Genomic DNA, 19548 nt, shown 5'->3' with positions numbered 1-19548 from the left:
ATCGCGGCATGACCGTCGACCGCGATCCCGATGCCACGCGCGGCTCCATGAGCTTCGGGGACCATCTGGAGGAGCTGCGCCGCCGCCTGCTGTGGGCGATCGCACTGCCCATTCCGCTGGCGGTCCTGGCTTTTTCCTACGCGGAGCCCATCCGGGATTTCTTGTGCGCGCCGGCAATCAACGCGCTGAAAGCCCACGACTTGCCGGCGCAACTCCAGGTGCTCAGCCCGATCGAGGCGCTGTCGACGGACATGTACCTGGCCATGATCACCGCCATCGTGGCCAGCAGTCCTTGGATCCTCTGGCAGGCGTGGAAATTCATCGAGCCCGGCCTCTACGCCCATGAGAAGCGCTTCGTGCGCTTCCTGATTCCGCTGAGCACCCTGCTCACGATTTCCGGATTCCTTCTGCTCTATTTCGTGCTCATGCCGCTGATGCTGGATGTGCTGGTCAGTTTCGGCAGCGAAACGCCCTCGGTGATCACCGCCGAGGCGAACTCCACCGGTGCCGAGACGACGGCTCCGGCGCTTCCAAGCATCCCGATTCTTTCGACAACCCCCAGCCACGTCTTGCCCGGCCAGATGTGGCTGACCCCGGACCACAAGTTGATCATCGCCGCGCCGCACGAGCAGAGCGGCATCGAGCTCTTCTCGGTGCCGCTGATGCACGCCACCCGCCTGGCGCAGCAGTTCCGCCTGGCCGACTACCTCGACTTCACGCTGAACTTCATCCTGGGAACCTGCATCGCCTTCCAGGCGCCTCTGGTGGTCCTGCTGCTCGGGTGGATCGGCGTCTTCGAGGTGAAGTCGCTGGGCAAATTCCGCCGCTACGCGATCTTCCTGGCGCTCTTTCTTTCGGCCATCATCACGCCGACGGGCGATCCCATCTCGCTCTTCATCATGTTCGTGCCGCTCTATCTCCTGTACGAGCTGGGCATCATCCTGCTGCGGATCGCGCCGCCCCAGGCCGTGGCGGGCGGCGAAGTCTCGAAGCGCTTCGCCCGGCTCTTCCGCGGAGATCGCTGATGCGCGCCTCCATCGGGTCGCGCCGCCGACGCCGGCAGGGAGCGACGCTGGCAGCGCATCGGCGCCGGCACGAGTGGCTGACCGATGTGGACCTGGCCATGATGCGGAGGGCGCTTCGACTCGCGCGGAGGGCGGGCGCTACAGGTGAAATTCCGGTGGCCGCGGTGGTCTACCGCAAGGGCGAGATCGTGGCGGAGGCGGCCAACGACCGCGAAGCCTCCAAAGATCCGGCCGGACATGCCGAGCTGGTGGCCTTGCGACGGGCGGGCGCCAAGCTCGGGCGCTGGCGCCTTCATGATTGTCGGCTGGCCGTGACGCTTGAGCCCTGCCCGATGTGCGCCGGCGCCATCGTCAACTCGCGCCTGGAAGCGCTGGTCTTCGGCACGAGCGATCCGAAGGCCGGGGCGGTGGGGTCGCTCTACCACATTCCCCAAGACCCGCGATTGAATCATCGACTTCCCTGTGCAGGCGGGATCTACCAATCGGAAGCGGCCGGACTCCTAAGGGGTTTCTTCGCTCAAAGAAGGCTGGTCCAAACTTCACGCGGTTTATAAGACGCCCACAATGTGTGAAATGCCCTATTTCAGGGCAAATTCAAGGAACTCGTTTGGGGTTCCTGCGGATGAATCATAGGTTGAATCAGTTGGGGCTTTGGCTGGCACAGGGTCTGTTCCGCCCGGCCTCCTCAATCTGGTTCACTTTCGGCAACCGACAGGAAGTTGCCGACACAATTCAAGAGGGAAGGGTTCGAGATGTTCATTTTGAAGAGCAAAGGGATGGAAAAAGGTCTGTGCGCTGTCGTTGCGGCCGCGGGACTGACCTCGAGCATGGCGTGGGCCAATGGCCTGCCACTGTCGAATTTCGCGCTTCAAAACAACGGCAATCCGGTCAATTCCAGCGGAGGAGTCTTCAAGTCCAATGTGGTCGTGAACTCGTTCACACTCGGCGAGAAGACCTTCCATCTCAAGGGCACCGATTTCCACTCGCCCATCGCAGTCAAGCTCTTCGCCCAGTCCGACGCCGACGCCCAGCGTTTCGTGGCGGTCCCCGACTCGCAGATCGACGCGCCCGGCAGCGCGTTTCGCTTCGCACTGAGCAATGACATCGAGAAAATTCCGGGCATGACCTCGCTGGATGTCTCGCAAACCTCCGACTTCGGCCGCATGCTCGCACCGACCGGCACGCGGGCCACCCAGACTCAGATTTTCCTTCCGACGCCGGAGCGTGACAACAACGCCCTCGCCGATGACAAGACGCCGGAAGTGATCCTGATGGGTGCCGTGCCCAATGGAACCATCAAGGTCACGCCGATCCTGGCCGGCACTCCGGACATTCCGGAATCACTGGTCTTCGGCCGCACGCTGGAGATCGATCCGACCATCATCGCTGCGGGAACAACTTCGGTTTCGACCGTGACCAATGGGGGGAGCAGCCCGCATCGCATGTGTGTGATCGGCCTTGATCTCTCCGGCGACCTCAAGGTTGCGTCGGGCTCCACCGTGGTCGGCTATCAGCTCGAATGCCCCGCGGGTACCAACACGCCCATCAAACTGATGTCGGTCGGCACGCAGGAATCCGGCGTGTATGCCAGCGACGCACCGGCCCTGGAAGCCGCCGCGTTGACTTCACCCGACCATCCGCGCGAATTGTCCTACGAGACTTTCGCCCAGTCGCCGTCGCTGACTCCGGCGCCGTCCAGCGAGAGCACTTCGCTCGACGCTCCAGGATTCGCGGACGAGGAGTTCGCCCCTGAGGATCGCGTCTACACCCAGTACATCGGACCGCTCTTCCGCCTTGGTCAGGTCGGCACGCCACAGGCTTTTCCGCTGCCGGATTTCCTCGCGTCAGCATCGGCTCAGCCTTCGGCGCAGTCGCGTGGTTCGGATGCGGGTTCTCAAAATTTGAATCCCACTCCCGTCGTGCCCGCACCCGGATCGATCGCACTCATCGCCGCTGCCGCAGTGGCCATGAACCGTCGCCGCAAGTTCTGAACCGCGCCGCCGCGAGAGTCAACCATATTCCTCAACGATGCCGCCGCCGAAGAGCTCCTGGAGCACATTCGTGGCATACGCACCTCTTGGCAGGTCGAACGCCAGGCGGATGAAGTCGCCATGCTCGTCGGCGCCGGACTCGGCTTGCGGGTGCGTCAGTGCGATCCGCAATGCCCTGCGCGAGCCCGGAGGCTCGAACTTCGGATCCAGAAACACCTGGGGATCGAGATCGAAGTGCGCGATCGCATTCCGTTCGCATTGAAGGACCGAGCCTTCGCCCCACATCACGCTGGGACCCGCCAGCGGACCGCTGGGTGAAATCTCGAACGCAAGAAGCCGCGCTTTCAAGGAGGCCTTCTCCTGCGGGTTGTCGAGCATGGCCTGCGTGATGCGGAAAATCGCGCCACCTTCGTGCAGAAACGCCAGGTCCCCCGGCATGAATTCGTCAAACGTCCCCTCCTGGAGCCTTTGATCGAGCACCGCGTTGAAGATGGCCGATTGCAGCGCACAGATCCAGAAGTCGCGCATCTGGGGCTTGATGGCCAGGACCGCTTCCCGTGGCGAGGCTCCTTCCGAAAGGGCCTTCAGCGCCGCGCGTTCGGCGAAATCCGACCGCGCCCAGCCGGCGATGGCGGAGCGGAATTCCCCGCGGTGGTAGGTCTCGCGGCGCTCCCGCTGTTGCGGCGGAAATCCCGAGCCCGATGCACCCAGCAGCTCGTCGAGAAAACCCTGCCAATCCTGGAGCGCCAGGAATCGGCCCAGCCAGTGGCCGTTGAGTCGATAGCCGAATCGCTGCGGACCGAAGGCGTTGGGAACGCCGGTCCTCGCCAACCGGTAGAGGTCGCGATGAATTCCGGGGATGCGCGAGGGATCGATGCCGCGAAGCCGGATCGCGAAGCGATTGCCAAGAAGCTGGCCGACGCGCAACTTCGCCTGATGCCGCTTGCTCCAGAGAATCCGCACGTTCGGGTGGTCCAGTGGAGGCGGGTCCGCCCGGCCCGGCAGGTGGATCGACAGTGACTGCTGGGTGATCGCGCGCTTGTCCTTCATGCCGGCGTATCCGACGGCCCGTGGCGAAACGCCGCAGTGGTCGGCGACGATCGCGATCAGCTCGTCGTGGCGAAGGCCGATTTTTTGAACGCCCAGATGCACATGCTCGCCCGCGCCGGTGAGGTCGAAGAGCGGAAGCTCCTCCACCAGGAAGTCCTCCGGGCGAAGCTTGATCCTTCCCGCCAGCGGCGCTGCCTCGAGCAACGTGCGTCGGCAGAGCGGCGAGGGAAAGGGATTCCTCGAAGCTTCCGCGGGGGACTCGCTCATGGATGCGCCCCGTACTTTTCCAGGGCGACGCGGATCTGGGGCACGGTGTCCCGGTGGGGATCGATGGCAACGGCATTCCAGCCCGCCCTCTTCGCGGCCGCGACGTTCTCCTCGAGGTCGTCGAAATAGAGGATGCTCGCGGCGCGGGCCTGGGTGGCCCTCTCGAAGGCGCGAAAGATGGCTTCGTCGGGTTTTTCCAGCTGAAAGAGATGGGAGGCGTGCCGGTGCTCGATGGCGTCGAAGGCGGGGATGGACTGCATCTGCTCCCAGTGGGTCGCGTTTGTGTTGGAGAGACAGGCGGTGGCGAGGCCGCGGCGCTTCAGTTCCGCGAGCAATTGCTCCGCACCCGGCTCAGCGCCGAGAATGACCGAGGCATGGATGCGCGAGACATCGTCGGCGTGAACCAGGCCGCCGGAGAGTTCGCTCACGCCGCGGCAGAATGCATCGTGGGAAAGCACGCCGCGCTGCTGCAGCGAGATGAGACTGCGAAATTCTTCCTCGCGATGCTTCGCCGGATCGACCGGGCTGCGCACTCCCGCCGCCTCCGCCGCATCGCGCCAGGTCCGATGGATCCGGATGATCACGCCGCCCAGATCGAAGACAACCCACTCGACGCGCCGGGCGCCGGCCGCGGTGCTCACATGATCTCCTGGTCGTCGTCCTCTTCGTCGTCCTCGTCCTCCATGTCGGCGCTGATTTCCGGCACCGGACTGATCCCCGCCGCCGCCTCGGCGCTGGCTGCGGCGAGCACATGCTCGGCGACCAGGATGGGGACGCTCTGGGCCACACCCAGCGCGATTGCGTCGGAGGGGCGCGAATCGATCGCGATCTCCTTGTCATCGCGGGCCACGACCAGCCGGGCGAAGAAGGTGCCCTCAGAGAGGTCCGTGATCTCGATGCGCCGCAGCTCGCCGCCCAGGGCCTCGATGACGGAGGCGAGCAGGTCGTGGGTTTGTGGCCGGGCGATCTCGACTCCCTTGAGTCTTCGCTCGATGGCGAAGGCCTCGGGCAGCCCGATCACGATTGAGAAGGTCCTCGAACCTCCCACCTCGGAGAGTTCGATGATCTGCATGTCGGTCATCTCGCGGATGAAAATGCGCGAAAGTTGCACTGGAATTTTCACGGGATTCATCATCCGACAGTGTAGGAGGCTGCAAGAATCGAGGGGCTCGCTACCATACCCCCCTTTCTCATTCCGCCCCATTCCACAAGGAAACGAAATGTCAGCGAAGCACCTTTTCACCAGCGAGTCCGTGTCGATGGGCCATCCCGACAAGCTTGCCGATCAGATCTCCGACGCCATCCTGGACGCCATGCTCAAGCAGGACGCGAAGAGCCGCGTCGCCTGCGAAACGCTCGTCACCACCGGCCTGTGCGTGGTCGCGGGCGAGGTGACGACGACGGGCTGGGTGGACATCCCGGGCGTGGTGCGCAGCACCGTGCTCAAGGCGGGCTACGACGACGCCGAGAAGGGCTTTGACGGCCGCAGCTGCGGCGTCAGCGTGGCCCTGGGCAAGCAGAGCCCTGACATCGCCCGCGGCGTGAACACCAAGAACTCCAAAACCAAGAAGAAGAAGGCGCAGGGTGCCGGCGACCAGGGCATGATGTTCGGATTCGCCTGCAGCGAGACCCCCGAGCTGATGCCGCTGCCGATCCAGATGGCGCACGATCTGGTGCGCCGCCAGGCGAGCATCCGCGAGAAGTGCACGATTGAAGGTTTGCGCCCCGATGCCAAGAGCCAGGTGACCGTCGAGTACGACGGCCTGATTCCGACCCGCATCGACACGGTCGTGCTCTCCACGCAGCACGCGCCGATGTGGAACGAGAAGCAGGACCGCCTGAAGCGCGAGGTGATCCAGCACATCATCAAGCCCTCGCTGGGACGCTGGTGGAACAGCAAGATCCGCGTCTTCGTGAACCCGACCGGTCGCTTCGAGATCGGCGGCCCCCACGGCGACTGCGGCCTGACCGGCCGCAAGATCATCGTGGACACCTACGGAGGCCGCGGCCGTCACGGCGGCGGCGCCTTCAGCGGCAAGGACCCAAGCAAGGTGGACCGCAGCGCCGCCTACATGGCCCGCCACATCGCCAAGAACATCGTCGCCGCCAAGCTGGCCAAGGTTTGCGAGGTTCAGCTCTCCTACGCCATCGGCGTGGCGGAGCCGGTCAGCGTTCACATCGACACCCAGAACACGGGCGAAATTTCCGACGTGCGGATCTCCAAGTTGGTCCAGGATTTCTTCGACCTGACGCCCGCCGGCATCATCAAGCACCTGGATCTGCTCAAGCCCATCTACACGCCGACCGCGGCGCATGGCCACTTCGGCCGGCGCCCCGGCGAAGGCGGCCCGGGCACCTTCACCTGGGAGAAGACCGAGGACGCCCCCGCACTGGCGCGGGCCGCCAAGCGGTCCAAGCGTTGATCGGCTCCTCCTTGGCGCGGGCAGCGTGAATCCCGGTCGCGCGTCGGCGTACGAGCGACTCGCCCGTTACGCGGCGGAGTGGCCCCGTTTCGACTTCCAGGTTGACGCGGCGCCGACCGAGGGGATCGACGCGCGCGACAAGGCGCTGGGTAGGACGATTGAACTGCAGGTGGTGCGGCGCTGGCTGACGCTCGAGGCGGTGGTCGCCCCGCTGCTGGACCGCCCCTGGGTCAATGTGCAGCCCGCGCTTCGCGCCGCGCTCATGGGCGGAGCGGCGCAGCTGCTGCTGATGGACCGCATTCCCGACCACGCGGTGCTGGATGAGACCGTGCACTGGGCCAAGACCGCAATCCGCGTTGGCGCCGGAGGCATGGTCAACGCCGTGCTCCGCAAGATCGCCGCCCTGCGCGTGGAAAGGATTTCCGCGGAGGCCTTCATGAAGCTGACGGGCCCTGAGCGCCATCATCTCCCCTTGGAGGATGGCGGGGCGTGGAAATTGTCGGCGGAGGTTTTCGCCAGCTCGGCGCCGGAACGCTTGTCGCAGCAGACGAGCCATCCGCTGGAGCTGGTCCTGCGCTGGACCAACCGTTTCGGCGCCAAGGACGCGCGGCGCGTCTGCTTCCACGGACTCACCGATCCGCCGCTGACGCTCTACGGCCTGCCGGTGGATGAGCCGGAGACGATTCCCCACGGGGCGCCCGGTGCGCGCCTCTGGAATGGCACTCACTCGGCGCTGCTGGCGGCGCTGGAAAAATATCCGCTGGCCCGTGTGCAGGATGTCGGCAGCGCCCTCGCGGTGTCGCTGCTGGAGTTGACGGCGCCCAAAATCATCATCGACGCCTGCGCCGGGCGCGGCACCAAGACCCTGCAGCTGGCGGCGCGCTACCCCGGCGCCGAGATCATCGCCAGCGATCCGGACGTCCATCGTCGGACGTCGCTTCAGGACACGGCGCGGCGGGCCGCGGCGGCAGGCGCGGCCGCCATCAAGGTGGTCACACCCGAGGAGATCGGGCAGTGGTTCGGCAAGGCGGACCTGCTCCTGCTGGACGTACCCTGCTCCAACAGCGGCGTCTTCGCGCGGCGGCCCGAGGCGAAGTACCGCTTCGCCCCCTCCAATGTGGATCGCCTCGTCGCGCTGCAGCGAAAAATCGTGGACGAACACCGGCCGCTGCTGGCGGACCATGGAACGCTTCTCTACGCCACCTGCAGCCTGGAACAGGAGGAGAATGAGCGCATGGCGGGCTGGATTGCCCAGCGGCTCAAGACCCCGCTTCGCAAGTCCGAGCGGAAGATGCCTCAGGGGTTGCCGGGCGAAACCCCCGCGATCTGGCAGGACGGGGCCTTTGCGGCCATCTTCTCGAATCATTGATCCGCGATGGACGCGGGGGGCCTGCTCTTGGTAGCATCGACCGAATCGACTTATTTTCCCATGAATGTTCTTGAAGTCCTGAATATTGATTGCGTCAAAGTTCCATTGATCGCCCGCGACAAGCACGGGGTGATCGATGAGCTGGTCGACGCACTGGCGGCCTCCGGGGCGGTCTCCGACGCGGCGGCGATCAAGCAGGTCGTCTGGCAGCGCGAATCGCAGCGCTCCACGGGGATCGGCGAGGGCCTGGCCCTGCCCCACGGCAAGAGCGCCGCAGTCAAGCGCATTGCCATGGCGATCGGCAAGCCGGGGGCGCCCATGGAGTACGACTCGATCGACAAGAAGCCGGTGCGGCTGATCGTCCTGCTGGTCAGCCCGCCCGAGTGCGTCTCCGAGCACATTCAGGCGCTGGGCCGCATCAGCCGACTGATGACCAATCCGGAGTTTCGCGAAAAGTTGTACGAGGCCCAGTGCGCCGAATCGATCTACAGTCTGTTCCGCAAGGCTGAAACCGCCGAGTGACGCATGGCGCGTGACTACTATGAGATCCTTGGCGTTGCACGCGACGCCACAGCCGATCAAATTCGCGACGCCCACCGCAAGCACGCCCGCAAATATCATCCCGACCTGAACAAGTCGCCCGATGCGGCGGCGATGTTCAAGGAGACGCAGGAGGCCTACGCGGTGCTCTCCGACGCGGAGAAGCGCGCCAAATACGATCGCTTCGGCCACGCCGGCGAATCGCACGGCCCGGCGGGCGGCCCGGACATGGGCGGGTTTGGCGGCGCCGACGCGGAGACGCTCGAGTCGATCTTCGGAAGCTTCATGGGCGGCGGACGCGGACGGGCCAAGCGCGCCCGCGGGCCGCAGCCGGGCGAGGATCTCACTTCCTCGATCCAGGTCGGCTTCATGACCGCGGCGCTGGGGGGCACACACCACGTCGACCTGCAGGGACCCTCCGGACCCATCTCCATGGACGTGCGGATTCCCGCGGGCATCACCGCCGACGGCAAACTGCGCCTTCGCGGCAAGGGCGCGGCAGGATCGGGCGGCGGACCCAGCGGCGACCTGGTGCTGAGCGTGAAGATCGCCCCTCATCCATGGTTCCGGCGCGACGAGCTGGACATCCAGCTCGAAGTGCCGATCTCAATTTCCGAGGCCGCGCTGGGAGCCAAGGTCTCTGTTCCCCTACTGCAGGGCTCGGCCGAGATCCGGATCGAGCCGGGCACGCCGAGCGGGCGCAAGCTGCGCCTGAAGGGCAAGGGGATTCACTGCCCGCAGGGCACCGGGGATTTCTTCGCCGTGGTGCGCATCGAGCCCCCCGCTGCGCTCTCGCCCGAGGACGCGGAGTTCATGCGCCAGCTCGGCGAGCGATTGCCTTCGCCGCGCGTCGGGGCCCCGTGGTCCGAACTCAAGACCACCTAGCGCCGGGCCGATCAATCATTCGGAAGGTCGCGGCTGCGCCGCGCAGAAAAATTTTCAGCGCACCACGGCGCCGGACTGACCTCGCGGACGCAGGCAGACCACATCGGGAAGATTCCGGTACCAGCCGTCGTAGTCGAGGCCGTAGCCGGCGACGAAGAGATCCGCCACCTCGAATCCGACGAACTCGCAGGGGGTCGCCATCGCCGCGGGCAGCTGCTTGCGCAGCAGCACGCAGGAGCGCACGCTCAAGGCCCCGCTCTCCTGCACCACCTTGCGCAGGTAGGTGAGCGTGCGGCCGCTGTCCAGAATGTCGTCGACCAGCAGGACATGCCGTCCCTTCACCCCCTGGGGAATGACCCCCTCCATTTTCGGTCCCTGGCTCGTGGTGCCCGAGCCATAGCTGCGGACGGTCGCCAGATCGACGCGCAATCGGTTGGGCATGCAGCGGATCAGGTCCGCGGCGAAGACCAGCGCTCCGGTGAGGACCGGCATGATGACCAAGCCCTCGACATTGCTCCCGAGCGAGGCCGCGATCTCCGCGGCCAGCACCGGAAGCCGCCGTGCGATGGCTTCCTGGGCCACGACCACTTCACCAGGTTCAAGATTGGGTTCGCTCATGGTTTCATTTCCGCAGCCGCTTGAGAAGCCGCTCGTTGATGCTCTTGGCGTCGGCCTTTCCCTTGGACAATTTCATGACATGACCGACCAGCCGCCCGGTCGCGGCGTCCTTGCCCGCAGCAACGTCGGCCGCGGCCTGTGGCTGCGCCTGGATCGCCTCCTCCACCCACGCGTCCAGCGCCGAATCATCACGCACCTGAAGCAATCCATGCTTTTCCGCCAGCACCCGCACAGGCTCGTCGGAGTCGCACATGAATCCGAAGAGATGATCGGCGGCCTGCGGACCGACCTCGTTCGACTCGCGCAGCTTCACCAACTCGGCCACGCGCGCCGGCTTGGCGCCCAACTGATGGATGAGAACCTTCTTCTCGTTGGCCCGCTTGGAGCCCGCATTGAGCAGCAGCTTGCCCACGGCGAAACCCGCCGCGGGCGTCGACCCGGCGGCGGCGACACACTCCTCGAAATAGAGGCAATCGGGCCGCTCGGCCACCAGGTTTTCAGCGTCGATCGGGAGCAAACCCCATTCCTGCTGGTAGCGGCGCTGGCGCCGCAGCGGCGGCTCGATCAGGGAGTCTCGAATGTGCTTCTGCCATGCGGCGTCGACCCGCACCGGCACCAGATCGGGATCGGGGAAGTAGCGATAGTCGTGCGCGTCCTCTTTCTCACGCTGCAGCACGGTCTCGTTCTTCTCGTCGAGCCAGCCGCGCGTCGCCTTCATGCCCCGACCCATGACGCGTCCATCCTGCTTCCAGGCCTCGACCTGTCGAATGTGCTCGTATTCGATGGCGCCGCGCACCGCCTTGAAGGAGTTCAGGTTCTTCACTTCGACGATGGGAGTGCGCACCGCGGAGCCATCCGCGAGCGTGATCTCGACATTGATGTTGGGCTCGAAGCGCATGTGGCCCTTCTGCATCACACCTTCGGTTACGCCGAGGAAGCGGCAGAGCACGCGCAGGGCCTGCGCGAAGGCGACCACTTCGCCGGCGGTGGAAAAGTCCGGCGCGGTGACGATCTCCAGCAGCGGCGTGCCCGCACGGTTCAGATCCACCAGGCTGCCGTCATACTTGCGGCCGCCGGGCAGCTCATGCCCGAGCTTGCCGGTGTCCTCTTCCAAGTGAGCGCGAATGATGCCGATGCTCTTGGTGGTTCCATCCTCCAGGGGCAGCTCGAATTTCCCCTCGCCGCAAAGGGGCTGGTCGTACTGGCTGATCTGGTAGCCCTTGGGCAGGTCGGGATAAAAATAATTTTTCCGGTCCCAGCGGCACTGCCCGGCGATCGCGCACTCCAGGGCCATGCCGACCCGCACGGCCATCTCGACCGCGGCGCGGTTCATGACCGGCAGCGTGCCCGGAAGAGCCGCCACCAGCGGGTCCACCAGCGAGTTCGGCTCGGACCCGTCGAAGTCCACGTGGGCGGGATTAGGGGCCCGGGTGAACATCTTGCTGCGCGTGCAGAGCTCGACATGGATCTCAAGCCCCACGATCAGGCGGGTGTGCTGGATAGCCAACGGCATCGGGACACTATAAAGTGAATTCGCAATGATCGAACCAACCGACAATCCGGCTCGAAGCGCTGCGGCCCGATGGCGGACGCGCACGTCGATCGCAATGCGCTGCTTCGCTCTGGCGCTCGCCGCTGGCGCCTTGTCCTGCAAAGGATCAGGCAAGGCCGCCGCACCAAGCGCGGAATCCGGCAACTTCTCCCAATCCGTGGTCGCGGCCAAGAGCGACGGCGCGGAGGCGCCGGTCGTCGCGGCTTCGAGTCCGGTTTCGGCGGCGTCGCACAACACGCCGGCGAAATCGGCGGCCCTGGAGTGCGCGCGCCGCTTCCACCGGGCCCAGGAGCCGGTCGAGATCCGCGTGGTGGCGCCGACCTCGCATGGCATCCTCACCATTCAGGTGCTGGACACGGAGGGGAAATCGCTGGGCGACCTCGGCGTGACCCCGGGCATCGTCGATCTGCGTCCGCTGGTCCCCAACATCGAGAATCTTTCCAAGGCGGCGTGGGTCCAATTGTTCGAGGATGGAAAACCGATCGGCTCCCCCATCGTGCTGGAGCCGCTGCGCAGCCCGCCTTCGGTGCGCACCATGCGCGGCCTGCGCAAGGGAACCAACGAGCCCTACTCGCGCGTGGTGGGATGGGGCGATCGTCTGCTCAATCCCGCCGACCAGGAAGTGGTGGCCGCCTCCGCGCAGTGGATCGCCTCCGAGCCCATCATCCTCAGCGGTTTCCGCACGGAAGAGGATGTGGACGCGGTGATGACCACCGACGCCGGAACGATCCGCATCGCCTTCGCGCCGGACGCGGCGCCCGCGACGGTGCGGAACTTCGTCACGCTCGCCGACCAGGGCTTCTACAACAACACCATTTTCCACCGCATCGTCCCCATGAACCGCGAGGGGCAGCCCTTCGTGATTCAGGGCGGGGATCCCACCGGCACGGGCGATGGCGGACCGGGCTGGAACCTGGCCCTTGAACCCAGCGATTTACCGCACGATTTCGGCGTGGTCGGCATGGCCCGCGGCGACGATCCCAATTCCGCGGGGAGCCAGTTCTACTTTGCGCTCTCCCGCGCGGGAACGGCGCGGCTGGACGGTCAGTATTGCGCCTTCGCCTACGCGGTGGCCGGGCGCGACACGCTCCGCAAGATGGCCGAGGCGAGCATCGCCGACGCGGCCACGGGGCGGCCCGCCAATGCACCGAAGATTCTGCGCGTCGAGATCGTTCCGGCGCCGCCGCGCGTGCCCGGGGAGAACCGGCGCGACCAGCGCGTGCGTGCCGAGAGCGTCGAGCCGCCCGCTTCCGTTCCTACTTCGCAGACGCGGTGACCTTGGTCATCTTGGTCGGCTTGAGCGGCCGGCCCGAGCGCGGCTCCACCGGCGTGGCCGCGATCTTCTCGACGACCTCCATGCCCTTGGTGACCTGGCCGAACGCGGTGTACTGATTGTCCAGGTGCTGGCACTGCTCGCGGGTCAGGCAGACAAAGAACTGGCTGCCGGCGCTGTCGGGATGGCCGCTTCGCGCCATGCTGAGGGTGCCGGGCACATGCTGCTTCTTGTTGAACTCAGCCTTCACCTGCCAGCCCGGACCGCCGGTGCCGTCGCCCTTGGGGCAACCGCCCTGGATGACGAAGCCGGGGATGATCCGGTGGAAGATGAGCCCGTCGTAGAAGCCCTTCTTGGCAAGCTTGAGGAAATTCTCGGCGTGGCCGGGAGCCACGTCGTTCCAAAGTTCCACTTCGATGTCGCCGAGCTCCGTTGAGATGGTCGCGGTTGGGTAGGCCATGGTCGATTGAGGGTAGCAATCTTTTCGGCGGCGCAACGTGCGGTGGCGCCGCCGCGGAATGCCTAGCGCGAAAGCAGTTTCCCGGTGCGCAATCCCGCGAAGTTGGTGGGCAGCAGGTAGGAGCGCCCCTCGAAGAGCGTGATTTCCCCCGAGATGATTCCGGAGTTGAGGCCTCCGTTGGTTTGGGCCTGCCGCGCGATCCACTCCGTCATCTGGCAGGGAAGCAGCTCCGCCTCGCGCTCGCCCACGGGGCCGCGGGCGGATTCGAAGACGAAGCGCCAGACGCCGTTGACCGGGTCGCGCATCACGGTGCCCAGCCGGTCGTGAATCCGCCGCCCCGGCTGCAGCCACTTCATCGAGTTCGGCGATGCGGGATCGGCGGGCGGCAGGCGCGCCGCGTCCATGGAACGCGGCACATCCCCCACTCGGGCGACAAGTTCCTGCTCGATGTCATCGGCCGAGATGCCGCCGGTCAATGTCTGCCTTTGGGATTGCTCCGCCGCCTGCGCCTCGGGAGAAAGCGGCGAGGCGAGGGAAAGAAAGGCGCGGCGCACCACCGCAAGGGAGGCGTTCCTGCGGGCCAGCTCCTCCTCAGCGAGCCTGAACTTGTTCGACTCGGCCGCCTCGTTCGATCCATACCACGCGCCCGGCGGCGCCAGCGTCGGGCGGGTCTGCCGGGGCGGAAAAGAGGCGATCACCGTCGCGAAGAGCGGCACGACATAGTTGGATCCGCGGTAGACCGTCACCTTGCCGGTGAGCGCGAACTTCGCGACCGTGCCCGGAGCCAGCTGCGCCCGATTGCGGATCATGTCCTCGAGCGTGATGGAGGGCAGCAGTTGCACGACCCGGTCGGACTCGCCCTCGAAGGAATCGCGAAATCGAAACTGCCAGCCGCGATCCCCTTCGCCGGGCTCGAGGGATCCGACCGCCTGCGTCAGGAACGCTCCCTCGGGAAGCAGCGGCGGCCGCTCCATGGATTTGGCGGGCAAGGCTTGATTCGCGCCGGCGGCGCTTGAAGCCGGCGCGACGACCGGACTCGATGCGGGCGGATCCGCGCGAACCTCAACGGCGGGCGAAAACAACAGGGCGATGACGATCGCAGGAAAAGATTCGTGAAATCGAGAGTTCATTGCGTTGACGCGAACGGCGTTCGATGCAAGGATACGGTCTCGGCCGAGTACCCAAGTGGCCTAAGGGAACGGATTGCAAATCCGTGATTCGTGGGTTCAAATCCCACCTCGGCCTTTCGATTCCGTTCGCACCGCCGCGGCTCAAAGATCCGACAGCGTCGATCGCCCGAGCGGATCCCAGATCAGGTCGGCGCGGTTGAAATCGACCGTCTTGTCCTTCGAAGGCTCGCTTCCGCCGGCAGGCGTGCACGCCACGGTGTTCTCATACCAATCCGCGTGGCCGTCGGCGTAGAGGATGTGGCCGCCGTTGCGATGCCGCGCCGCGAAGCGCTGCCAGTCCCCTCGATGGCGGTTAAGGGTCTCACCGTAGTAGGGATGCCAGAGGTCCGGGGTCTTGCCGTCGCGCGTCCCCGCCCCGTCGAGTTCCTCCGGAATGCTGCGCATCTCCATGAGCAGCACCGTGTTCGAGGGCTTCTTCAGTCGGGAGACGCGCATTCGGCGCGCGTCGATCCATTCGGGCGTGGTGGCCCCGGTCTTGGGGTCATACTTCTTCGCGGTGCTGCGCTCGTCGGTCGAGGGCAGCGCGTCCATCTCGGCGGCGAGCGAGTTGTTCAGGTTGGAGTTGGGCACGTAGCAGAAGAAGAACTTCGACTTGGAGTTGGGGATCGTCCACCCCGTGAAAACGCTCTGTCCGCTGGCAAAGCCCGAGGGTGTCTTCGCAGAGGGATCGATGAAGATCGACCCGGAATCGGGCGGCACCGGAACCGCGGCGTCGGGAAGAGCCAGGCTCGCGTAGGCGGGCTGATCCACGTAGGGCGGCACGACGTTGCCCCACCAGCGCTGCCGGTCCGCCAGATTGAGCGGCATCTTGGCGGCGTCCTTCTCTCCCTCCCAGGGAAGCAGGCCCTTGCGCTCGGTGGCGAAATTGACGTAGCCGATCCCCCACTGCTTCATGTTGGACTGACTGGCCATTTCCTTGGCGCGGGAGCGCACATGGTTGATACCCGGTATGAGCAGGCCGATGAGCAGCGCCAGGATGGCGAGGACCACCAGCAGTTCCACCAAGGTGAAGCCACGGACCCTTTTCATGCTTGAGATGTTCATGGATGAGCTCCCATCAGTTGAAGTTGAGGAGGATGATGCCGATGTCGCCGCCGTCCACTTCGCCCGAGCCGTCGATGTCGGCCGCGCAACCGGGGCACGGGCCGAAGTCCAACAGGCAGAGGCCGATGTCTCCGCCGTCGATGGAGCCATTCATGTCCAGGTCCCATGGCGCGTAGGCCTGGCAGACGCCTTCCCCCAGGGCGGCGAAGCTCTGCGTGAAAATGGTGCTTTCATCGGGACAGATGATCCAGCGGTTGGGTGACCCGAAAGTGCTGTACGTCGCGGTGTCGTCGTAATCGTTGGTGCCCGTAAGGCGCGTCGCCAGGTCCTGCTTGAGGCGGCAGACGCTGGTGTTGCCGACGGCACCGAGGGAGTACCCGGGAGCTCCCTCGCCGAAGGGACCTGCCACGACCATGTTGGAGCCGTCGCGGAAGGTGAGCGACCACTTGCTGTTGGTCACGGAGAACGCGCCATAGGCGTTGTCGCCGACCTTGGTGCTGAAGGTGCTGTCGATGAGTGCCGTGTCATGGCTCCAGATGTTGATCCAGCGCTGGCCCCCGCTGATGACGCCGACCAGGTCGGTGTCCTTGCCGCCGCCCGCCGCGTTCTTCTCGGTGAGGGTCAGGATCGTGCCGGAGGGGATCGCCGAGATCGCGGGGGACTGCGAGAAGGTGACGGTTCCATGGTTGCCATCCGCGACATTTTCCTGCCATTCCAGGGTCCAGCCTCGGAGATCGAGGCGGTCCTGAATCACGACCATCTCGATCCAGTTGCCGCCGTTGCCCGCAACGCGACCGAAATAGGAGTCCGCCGCCGCGCCGCCCGCGGAATCCGCGGCCAGCGTTCCGCCGTTGAGGAAGGTCACCGAGGTCACCGCGTTGTATTCATTCAGGGCGATCGGCGTGCACGAAGGACATCCATCCATCACGGAACTTCGCAGCGCGGCGAAGTCCTGCCGGACCTTGCAGATCGGAACCAGCGGGTCGCTCCACGTGTTGGGCCTGCCGAAGGAGGAACTGTCCCCGTCGTTGAACGATGCGTTGGTGACGCCGGCGCTGGGATCGGCTCGGAGCTTTCCAACCTCGGTGCTGCTGATGCCGCTGCCTCCATAGATCGGGCCGCCCTCGCCAAACGCGGGAGTCACCAATGCGTTGGCGGCGTTGCAGATTTCCATCATCCAGTTGGCGTTGCCGGTGCTGAACTGTCCGGCGACCTTGCCGATCTTGTTGGTGACCGTCGAGACGTAGGTCGGATTGTTGAAGGTGTGGACGTTGATCCACCAATCGCCGGAGCAGGGATCGAAGGTGAAATCGTCGTTGCGGCCGACTCCGGATGCATCCGTCTCGATCACCGTCAGGATGGTTCCGCTGCGCAGATCGCTCCACACCGCGTTGTTGGAGAATGTGATGATGCCCTGGTCGATCGAGCCGTTTCCATACCAATAGTCGGTTCCATTGCCGGTGCTGTTGCCCGTCTCAGCCCACTTCAGCTTCCAGCCGCGGATGTCCAGATGATCCTGCGTGACGACCAGCTCGATCCAGTTGCCGCCGTTGTTCAGGACCTGCCCGAAAACCGGGTCGGAGCCGGTCAGCATCTTCGTCGAGCCGACGGCGTTGTACTCGTTCATGATCAGTCCGCCGGCCAGTGCCTGCGTGGACAGAAGGGCGGCGAAGGACACAGCGGCGAAGGTGGTGTTCATGGGGGTTCCTTGGGGGAAAGATGGAATCACGCCCGATTGAGCGGACGCCAAGGAGTGTGCGCGGCGAAAGAAACGCCGTGGTCAAGGTTGCGCCAAGAACCCTTTTGAATTTGATTTGAATTTGGTTCAGCGGACGCTGAACCCGAGCGCCGCCGGGATCCGATCAGGAGAAGGACAGGAGCAGCAGACCGACATCGCCGGAATCCACCACGCCGTCGCCGTCAAGATCCGTCGCGCAACCAGGGCACGGGCCGAAGTCCAGCAGCATCAGACCCAGATCGCCGCCGTCGACATAGCCGTCGCCGTTGATGTCGCCGAAGACACCGCTGCCCACGGCGATGTCGAAGTTGACGGTGATGTTCCGCGAGGCGGCGCCAAGAATGTTCTCGTCGCTGGTCACCACCGTCGCGACCGCGGCGTAGGTGCCGGGCGTGACGCCGGCGGTGTCGAAGAGGAAGTGCAGCGTGCGGACGCCGCTGGTCAGGCCGGCACCGAGGCCGCTGGACATGGAGAGCCGGCTGGCGAGGTCGCCGGCGAAGGAGACGCTGTCGATGTCGAGCTTGGCCTGGTTGGTGTCGTAGAGGTAGTTCTTCACGGAGGCGTCGACCGCTGCGGATCCGGTGTCGGTCTCCACGTCCATGATCAGAGTGACGCTGTCGACATCCGTGGAGAGGTCGAGGGTCGGATTGCTCGAGCGGACCACCTGGGAGGAGACCGGCAGCGCGATGGCGGGCGATTCGACCGCCTCGTTGCTGCTGGTGACATTCACGGTGCCGGTCACGGTGCCGACGGCAGCGGTGTTGAGCGTGACGAACTTGCTGATCGAACCCGGGGAAAGCGGCGCGGTTCCGCTGGAGGCGCCCGACACGCTTCCGGTGCAGGCCACGGCGAAAGCCAGCGGATCGACTCCGATGGAGTTGTAATAGGGCGCGGTGTTCTGAACCTTCACCTCGATCGAGGAAACGGCGTTCTTGATGACCTTCGTGGGAACGCCGATCAGCGAGGCGGACATCTTGGCCGGAACCTGGAACTCCATGAGCTGCGGAATGTGGTCGCTGGCCATGCCCAGGTCGTCGGCCAGAGCGTTGGAGCGGGCGATGTCCGCGGGATAGTAGGTGTTGTTGCCGGAGTTGATGTCGATGTTGTAGTGGTTGCCATCGTTGCCGAAGGCACGGATGGTGGACGCGAGTCCGGAGATGCCGTGTCCGTCGGCGGCCCCGAGGCTGGGCACGATGAAGTCGAATCGATCGTTCAGTCCCCCGCCGACCATGTTGTTGTAGCCGTTGATGAGCGGCGCCTGCGTCTGCTTCCAAGAGTTTGCGGCGCCGGTCCAGTTTCCATTGCCCAAGGGATCAATGCCCTGGGCGTTTCCGGCGGCGATCAGCGTGGCGTATCCCGCCTCGGAGTTGTTGTAGAAATTGAAGTCGCCGGTGAAGATGGACGGGATGCCGGCACCCAGCGCGTCCGCGTTGTTGCGCATGGCCAGCATGCCGGTTTGACGGATGGCGGCGTTTGAACTGCCGGTGCTCGCCTTCAGGTGGGCGCCGTAGAGATAAAACTTGGAGAGCGGCGAGGTGTACCCGTTGAGCTGCAGCAGCCAGCGGTCGGCGTAGCGGCTTGCTCCCGTGGAAATGTCCAAATGCCCGCTGACGACCTCGGTCAATTTGTCGGAGCGGTAGAACATGCACTGTGCGCCGGATGCGGAATCCTCGCCGCTGGCGGAGGTGTAGGTGCCCAGCGCGTAGGTCACGCCGACCGGAGCTGTGGCGTTGATCGCCGCCTGGATCTGGGGCTTGGCCGACAAGATGCACTCATTGAAGACGAAGACATCGACGGGCTGCGCCCATCCCATCTTGTCGTCGGCCTGAGCGGCCGCAAGAACACCCCTCATCGCGGTGTCATCCCCGTGGTAGCCGGCGATGTTGAAGTGGAACACCCGCAGCTGCGCGGACGCGGTGGCGGCCCAGCCGAGAACAGCCAACAGAACCACAAACATGCGGGTCTTGAGCATGGGGCAAGAGTATCCCGTTATCCGCGGGAGTCCAAGAATATTTTGGTCAAAATCAAGAATTGAACAAGCGAAAGTCCGTATATCATCCGCGACCCGCCGCCTTTGGCGGCTTTGCTCGGTCCGTCCCCAACATCGCATCGCTCAGGAGCTC

At 65.1% G+C, this 19548-nt stretch carries 18 protein-coding genes and 1 tRNA gene; 9 read left to right on the top strand and 10 right to left on the bottom strand.

Features of this window, described 5'->3' with window-relative positions:
- The first annotated feature begins 8 nt into the window (after positions 1-8).
- The 3 genes from K8R92_05420 to K8R92_05410 all read left to right on the top strand — a co-directional run bounded on the left by K8R92_05420 (position 9) and on the right by K8R92_05410 (position 3016).
- Positions 9-1025 carry a twin-arginine translocase subunit TatC gene (locus K8R92_05420; GenBank protein MCE9619327.1) on the top strand — a complete coding sequence of 339 codons (1017 nt, stop codon included), beginning with the start codon at positions 9-11 and terminating at the stop codon, positions 1023-1025.
- Between the two features lie 101 nt (positions 1026-1126).
- Positions 1127-1579 (top strand): nucleoside deaminase, encoded by a 453-nt coding sequence (locus K8R92_05415; protein ID MCE9619326.1) that lies wholly within the window; start codon positions 1127-1129, stop codon positions 1577-1579.
- 222 nt (positions 1580-1801) lie between these two features.
- Entirely contained in the window at positions 1802-3016 is a 1215-nt protein-coding gene (locus K8R92_05410; protein MCE9619325.1) for a hypothetical protein, read from the top strand.
- A gap of 18 nt (positions 3017-3034) precedes the next feature.
- Here K8R92_05410 and truD read toward each other — a convergent pair whose 3' ends face one another.
- The 3 genes from truD to K8R92_05395 are packed head-to-tail and all read right to left on the bottom strand — an operon-like array spanning position 3035 to position 5465.
- Positions 3035-4333: a tRNA pseudouridine(13) synthase TruD gene (gene truD, locus K8R92_05405; GenBank protein MCE9619324.1), complete on the bottom strand. Its 1299-nt coding sequence runs from the start codon at positions 4331-4333 to the stop codon at positions 3035-3037.
- A complete protein-coding gene (locus K8R92_05400) occupies positions 4330-4974 on the bottom strand; it encodes an HAD-IA family hydrolase (GenBank protein MCE9619323.1) in 645 nt (214 codons plus the stop codon). Before K8R92_05400 ends, truD begins: the two co-directional genes overlap by 4 nt.
- Complete coding sequence (locus K8R92_05395; protein MCE9619322.1) at positions 4971-5465, bottom strand: bifunctional nuclease family protein; 495 nt, start codon at positions 5463-5465, stop codon at positions 4971-4973. Before K8R92_05395 ends, K8R92_05400 begins: the two co-directional genes overlap by 4 nt.
- 88 nt (positions 5466-5553) lie before the next feature.
- Here K8R92_05395 and metK point away from each other — a divergent pair, with 88 nt between their 5' ends.
- The 4 genes from metK to K8R92_05375 are packed head-to-tail and all read left to right on the top strand — an operon-like array spanning position 5554 to position 9550.
- Positions 5554-6756: a methionine adenosyltransferase gene (gene metK / locus K8R92_05390; protein MCE9619321.1), complete on the top strand. Its 1203-nt coding sequence runs from the start codon at positions 5554-5556 to the stop codon at positions 6754-6756.
- A 25-nt stretch (positions 6757-6781) separates the two neighbouring features.
- Positions 6782-8125 (top strand): hypothetical protein, encoded by a 1344-nt coding sequence (locus K8R92_05385; GenBank protein ID MCE9619320.1) that lies wholly within the window; start codon positions 6782-6784, stop codon positions 8123-8125.
- Positions 8126-8185: 60 nt separating this feature from the next.
- Positions 8186-8647, top strand: a complete 462-nt coding sequence (locus K8R92_05380; GenBank protein ID MCE9619319.1) for a PTS sugar transporter subunit IIA — start codon at positions 8186-8188, stop codon at positions 8645-8647.
- Between the two features lie 3 nt (positions 8648-8650).
- The gene (locus K8R92_05375) at positions 8651-9550 is read left to right on the top strand and encodes a DnaJ domain-containing protein (GenBank protein ID MCE9619318.1); all 900 of its coding nucleotides are present in this window, start codon (positions 8651-8653) and stop codon (positions 9548-9550) included.
- Between the two features lie 54 nt (positions 9551-9604).
- Here the strand turns inward: K8R92_05375 and K8R92_05370 are convergent, their stop codons facing one another.
- Positions 9605-10168 carry a hypoxanthine phosphoribosyltransferase gene (locus K8R92_05370; protein ID MCE9619317.1) on the bottom strand — a complete coding sequence of 188 codons (564 nt, stop codon included), beginning with the start codon at positions 10166-10168 and terminating at the stop codon, positions 9605-9607.
- A 4-nt stretch (positions 10169-10172) separates the two neighbouring features.
- A complete protein-coding gene (gatB, locus tag K8R92_05365; GenBank protein MCE9619316.1) occupies positions 10173-11681 on the bottom strand; it encodes an Asp-tRNA(Asn)/Glu-tRNA(Gln) amidotransferase subunit GatB in 1509 nt (502 codons plus the stop codon).
- A 745-nt stretch (positions 11682-12426) separates the two neighbouring features.
- On the opposite strand from gatB, the gene K8R92_05360 reads away from it, so the two are divergent.
- A complete protein-coding gene (locus K8R92_05360) occupies positions 12427-12996 on the top strand; it encodes a peptidylprolyl isomerase (GenBank protein MCE9619315.1) in 570 nt (189 codons plus the stop codon).
- Here K8R92_05360 and K8R92_05355 read toward each other — a convergent pair.
- Together K8R92_05355 and K8R92_05350 are read right to left on the bottom strand one after the other, a co-directional pair.
- Positions 12977-13453 carry a peptidylprolyl isomerase gene (locus K8R92_05355; GenBank protein ID MCE9619314.1) on the bottom strand — a complete coding sequence of 159 codons (477 nt, stop codon included), beginning with the start codon at positions 13451-13453 and terminating at the stop codon, positions 12977-12979. The genes K8R92_05360 and K8R92_05355 overlap by 20 nt on opposite strands.
- Before the next feature lie 62 nt (positions 13454-13515).
- Positions 13516-14583, bottom strand: a complete 1068-nt coding sequence (locus K8R92_05350) for a hypothetical protein (GenBank protein ID MCE9619313.1) — start codon at positions 14581-14583, stop codon at positions 13516-13518.
- Positions 14584-14624: 41 nt separating this feature from the next.
- Between K8R92_05350 and K8R92_05345 the strand changes: the two genes are divergently transcribed.
- A tRNA-Cys gene (locus tag K8R92_05345) sits at positions 14625-14698 on the top strand.
- A gap of 26 nt (positions 14699-14724) precedes the next feature.
- Here K8R92_05345 and K8R92_05340 read toward each other — a convergent pair.
- The 3 genes from K8R92_05340 to K8R92_05330 form a co-directional block, all read right to left on the bottom strand.
- On the bottom strand, positions 14725-15672 hold the full coding sequence (locus K8R92_05340; GenBank protein MCE9619312.1) for a prepilin-type N-terminal cleavage/methylation domain-containing protein: 948 nt from the start codon (positions 15670-15672) through the stop codon (positions 14725-14727).
- A 28-nt stretch (positions 15673-15700) separates the two neighbouring features.
- Positions 15701-17386: a hypothetical protein gene (locus K8R92_05335; GenBank protein ID MCE9619311.1), complete on the bottom strand. Its 1686-nt coding sequence runs from the start codon at positions 17384-17386 to the stop codon at positions 15701-15703.
- A 163-nt stretch (positions 17387-17549) separates the two neighbouring features.
- Positions 17550-19397 carry a hypothetical protein gene (locus tag K8R92_05330; GenBank protein MCE9619310.1) on the bottom strand — a complete coding sequence of 616 codons (1848 nt, stop codon included), beginning with the start codon at positions 19395-19397 and terminating at the stop codon, positions 17550-17552.
- Between the last annotated feature and the right edge of the window lie 151 nt (positions 19398-19548).

This window comes from Planctomycetota bacterium (genome assembly GCA_021414025.1).
In the GTDB taxonomy this organism is placed as follows: domain Bacteria; phylum Planctomycetota; class Phycisphaerae; order Phycisphaerales; family SM1A02; genus SYAC01.
The sequence above is the reverse complement of the archived record's forward strand: the minus strand, read 5'-3'. Positions and strand labels throughout refer to the sequence as shown.